This is a genomic window from Pseudoduganella sp. RAF53_2 (assembly GCF_052113985.1).
GTDB lineage: Bacteria > Pseudomonadota > Gammaproteobacteria > Burkholderiales > Burkholderiaceae_D > Rugamonas.
Genome location: NZ_JBFRDW010000541.1, coordinates 1 through 4,233 on the forward strand (window position 1 = coordinate 1; position 4,233 = coordinate 4,233).

The following is a 4,233-nucleotide window of genomic DNA, read 5'->3' on the forward strand; positions in this document are numbered from 1 at the left end:
CGGAAGACCCGCGCGCCGAGCTGGTACGCCGTCTGCTCGAATACGAACAGATCAGCTGGCGGCCTACGATCTCGGCACCATGCCGCAGGCGGGACGCGATTTCGTGCGCACCCAGATCTTCATCGAGCAAAGCCTGGTGCCGATCTGGCCGGACGTGGACGTCAACGACCTGCAAGCGGCCTGGCGCGACCTCATGAAGCGCGCCAAGCTCAAACAGCACCACAGGATCACGCGCGAGGAACTCTCGGTGCGTGAGCACATGACGGCCATCCTGCGCARGCTGCAGTCCAGCCGTTTCGTGGAGTTTGCCGACCTGTTCGACGTGGAATCCACCCCGCCCGTCGTCGTGGTGAACTTTGTGGCCATGCTGGAACTCGCCAAGGAAACCCTGATCGAAATCACCCAGGCGGAGCCATTCGCACCGATCTACGTGCGGCTGGCCTATTCGCCCGCATAACATCTAAAAACTATGAAAATCATCTCGAATATCGAAGAGCTGCGCGACCAGCTAAGCGGCCAACTGCGCACCGCGTTTGTGCCGACCATGGGCAATCTGCATGAAGGCCACCTGTCCCTGATGCGCCTGGCGCGCAAGCATGGCGACCCGGTGGTGGCGTCMATCTTCGTGAACCGCCTGCAGTTCGGCCCGAACGAAGACTTCGACAAATACCCGCGCACCTTCCAGGCTGACGTGGAAAAGCTGGAGAAAGAAGGCGTCTACGTGCTGTTCGCGCCGACCGAGAAGGACCTGTATCCGGAGCCGCAGGAATACCGCGTGCAGCCGCCGGATGGCATCGGCAATATCCTGGAAGGCGAGTTCCGTCCGGGCTTCTTCAATGGCGTGTGCACCGTGGTGACCAAGCTGTTCTCCTGCGTGCAGCCGAAGGTGGCCGTGTTCGGCAAGAAGGATTACCAGCAGCTGATGATCGTGCGCGGCATGGCGCGCCAGTTCGCGCTGCCGACCCAGATCATCGCGGCGGAAACCTGGCGTGCGGACGATGGACTGGCGCTGTCGTCACGCAATATGTACCTGTCGGCCGAGGAACGCGCTGAGGCGCCTTTCCTGTACCAGACCCTGAACGCCGTCGCCAACGAAGTGCGTGCCGGCCATCTGGATGTGTTCCAGCTTGAGCATCAGGCGATGGACAGCCTGCGCGCGCGCGGCTGGAAGCCGGATTATGTCTCGATCCGCAAACGCGTTGACCTGCAACCGCCAAACGCAGGCGATCTGGCGCAAGGCACGGAACTGGTCGTGCTGGCAGCGGCAAAGCTGGGCACCACACGCCTGATCGACAACCTGGAAATCTGAAAATTAAATGGGGACGTAACACATTTGCCGCCCGACGGCGGAAAATGTGTCGCGTCCCCATTTGAATTCAGGCGGTGACGTTCTGCGTCCAGGCCAGCGCCGACAGGTGGGCCTTGTTGACTTCTTCGGGCGAGAGTCCGAGCGAGGAGGCCAGCGAGCTGACCAGGTTGGAATTCAGTTCGCAGGCTTCAGCCAGCGCCAGGTAAGGACCATATTTGCCGCCGCGCGTCAGCAGTGCGTGCACCACTTCTTCCGACAGCTGGATGGTTTCCAGCACTTCCGACATCGGCAGCCCCAGCAAGCGATCCAGCAGCGAGAACATGCCGGCCACGAAGATATTCTCCGCATCCGCCTTGCCCAGCGCTTTCTGGCCCAGCAGCTCGGCCAGACGACCGCGCACCACGGCAGTTTCCAGCAGCACCGGCGAGAAGCCGCTCGTGCTGGCCGTGGCCAGCAGCAGCGTCAGCCAGCGGTACATCGGCTGGTAGCCCAGCAGCTGGATAGCCTGCTTCAGCGACTGGACTTCACGACCCGCGCCGAAACCGGCCGAGTTAATGTAGCGCAGCAGCTTGTACGACAGCGCCGCATCGCGTTTCAGCACGCTCTCAATCTGCGCCACATCGGCGTTCGCATTCACCATCTGCATCAGTTGCAGGATGATGGTCTGCGAGGGATTCAAGCCCTGCCCTTCCGTGCCGGGACGCGGCGTCAGGTGCAGCTTGCCGACAAAGGCGTCCAGCCCCAGCAAGGCGCAAGCGTCGAAGTCGGCCCAGGTCGTGACCGGACGGCCCACCATGCGCACGTTCGTTGTCCGCAGCGCCGCGTAGGTGCGCGCCTGCGAGGCCACATCGGCGCCGGTGAAGYGCACCTCCACATAAGAACAGATCGTACCAAGGCGGCTGCCCACGCGCGCCAGATCGGCCTCGCGCAGCAGAATACCGACTTCGCCCGCGCGCAGTGCCTGCACGGCAGCCAGCGTATCGGGATTGGCCAGTTCGGAGGTTTTGATCGAGAGCACCGTGTGCTCAGGCGGCATATCGTACAGGGCGTCCGTGGACAGCATGCCCGGTACGGCCTGCAGGAATAAGGTCTTTTCTTTCAGCAGCCAGCCCTTGTCCGGATCGTTGACCTGGCCGGCGACAAAGCCGACCAGACCTTCCAGTTCCTCAAGGGAGGGCTTGTGCGCCGGGTCTTGCTGCCACGTGATTTCGTAGCCGACCACGCGCTGCTGGGGGTCCAGCAGCGGTTCGCGCACCAGGTAGTGTGTTTGATGCATAGATTAGAAGCCGAGGCTATCGAGCAGATCGTCCACCTGGCCCTGGTCGGCGACCACGCCTTCCTTGGTGGTGTCAATCTGCGGCCCGTTCAGCAGGCCGTTATCGATTTCCTTCTTCAACTGTTCGGGGGCAAAGTCGATCAGCGTCTGCACCAGCTGCTTCTCCAGGTTTTGTGCAATCGATGTGACCTTCTTGATCACCTGGCCGGTCAGGTCCTGGAAGTCCTGGGCCATCATGATATCCATCAGATGGGCCTTGGTAGCCGTGGTGTTCGCTTGGGCGGCACCCAGCGCGGACACAGTCCGGATCGCCAGTGCACGCCAGTCTTCCTCGCTGGGATTCCCGTTCAGCAGGGTTTCCCAGGAAGCGCTCAACTCCTTCGCATCGTTACCGATCTGATCCTGCAGCGGACCAGCCTCGTCGGTGGCGTTCAGCACCTTTTGCGCCGCGTTTTCGCTCAGGCGCGCCACGTAGTCGAGGCGGTCGCGGGCATCAGGGATGTCCTCGGCTGCCTTTTCGATCAGCTTGTCCAGACCCAGGGCACGCAAGTTCTCATGCAGCGCACGGGTCATGTGGCCGATGCGTGCCAGGAACTCCTCGTTCGGGTCCATCGACGGCACGATGGTCCCGGCTTGTTGCTCACCCATGCTCATCAGGCTCCGAGCTTCTCGAAGATCTTGTTCAGTTTTTCATCCAGGGTGGCTGCGGTGAACGGCTTCACCACATAGCCATTGGCGCCTGCTTGCGCAGCCGCGATGATGTTTTCCTTTTTCGCTTCGGCGGTCACCATCAGCACCGGCAGTTTGGCCAGGGCGGGGTCGGCACGAATGTTCTGCAGCATGGTCAGGCCATCCATGTTCGGCATATTCCAGTCGGACACGACGAAATCGAACTGCTCGGAGCGCAGCTTGGCCAGCGCCATCACGCCGTCTTCAGCCTCGTCCACATTGGCATAACCCAGTTCCTTCAACAGATTTCGGACGATACGACGCATGGTCGAAAAATCGTCCACAACCAAAAACTTCATCTTTGGATCAGCCATGAATTACTCCGTTGTTTCTACTTACGCGGTTATAAATAAAGTTGGTGGTTCCACCAAGTTGTAGGATAGCATTTCTGTTGCTCCAAAGCGAACAAACTACCCCTAACTAGCGCTGAACCGTATCAAACGCGCAATGCGCGGGAACCGTGCTGGGCCAGATAACCCAGAACCATGCCCGGCAGCGCCTGCAGCGCCCCTACTTCGTGCGTGGCGCCGACCGCGATCGCTTCGCGCGGCATGCCAAATACGACGCAGCTGGCCTCATCCTGCGCAAAATTATACGCCCCGGCGTTCTTCATCTCCAGCATGCCCGCTGCGCCATCCTTGCCCATGCCGGTCAGGATCACGCCCACGGCGTTTTTGCCCGCATTTTGCGCTGCGGAACGGAACAGCACATCCACCGAAGGACGGTGGCGGTTCACCGGCTCGCCCTGGTCCAGCTTGGTCATATAGTTGGCGCCCGAACGTGCCAGCATCAGGTGCGAGTGGCCCGGCGCGATGTAGGCGTGGCCGGGCAGCACACGCTCGTTGCCTTCCGCTTCACGCACCGAAATCTTGCACAGGGAGTCCAGACGCTTGGCAAAGGAGCGGGTGAAGCCCTCCGG

General features: G+C 61.2%; 5 protein-coding genes and 1 pseudogene. 2 read left to right on the forward strand and 4 right to left on the reverse strand.

The genetic code is table 11. The annotated features are described in order from the left end of the window. Both AB4Z11_RS24930 and panC read left to right on the forward strand, forming a co-directional pair. A pseudogene (locus tag AB4Z11_RS24930) lies at window positions 1–457 on the forward strand (segregation and condensation protein A); the annotation flags it as partial. A gap of 12 nt (window positions 458–469) precedes the next feature. After that, a complete protein-coding gene (panC, locus tag AB4Z11_RS24935; RefSeq protein WP_442028450.1) occupies window positions 470–1,309 on the forward strand; it encodes a pantoate--beta-alanine ligase in 840 nt (279 codons plus the stop codon). A gap of 67 nt (window positions 1,310–1,376) precedes the next feature. Here the strand turns inward: panC and AB4Z11_RS24940 are convergent, their stop codons facing one another. The 4 genes from AB4Z11_RS24940 to AB4Z11_RS24955 all read right to left on the reverse strand — a co-directional run. Then, window positions 1,377–2,585, reverse strand: a complete 1,209-nt coding sequence (locus tag AB4Z11_RS24940; RefSeq protein WP_442028451.1) for an EAL and HDOD domain-containing protein — start codon at window positions 2,583–2,585, stop codon at window positions 1,377–1,379. A 3-nt stretch (window positions 2,586–2,588) separates the two neighbouring features. Continuing rightward, window positions 2,589–3,233, reverse strand: coding sequence for a protein phosphatase CheZ (cheZ, locus tag AB4Z11_RS24945; RefSeq protein WP_442028452.1), 645 nt, complete (start codon window positions 3,231–3,233; stop codon window positions 2,589–2,591). Between the two features lie 5 nt (window positions 3,234–3,238). After that, a complete protein-coding gene (gene cheY / locus AB4Z11_RS24950; RefSeq protein WP_131144818.1) occupies window positions 3,239–3,628 on the reverse strand; it encodes a chemotaxis response regulator CheY in 390 nt (129 codons plus the stop codon). Between the two features lie 122 nt (window positions 3,629–3,750). After that, window positions 3,751–4,233 (reverse strand): chemotaxis protein CheB (locus tag AB4Z11_RS24955; protein WP_442028453.1); only part of this gene is annotated, 483 nt, incomplete at its 5' end.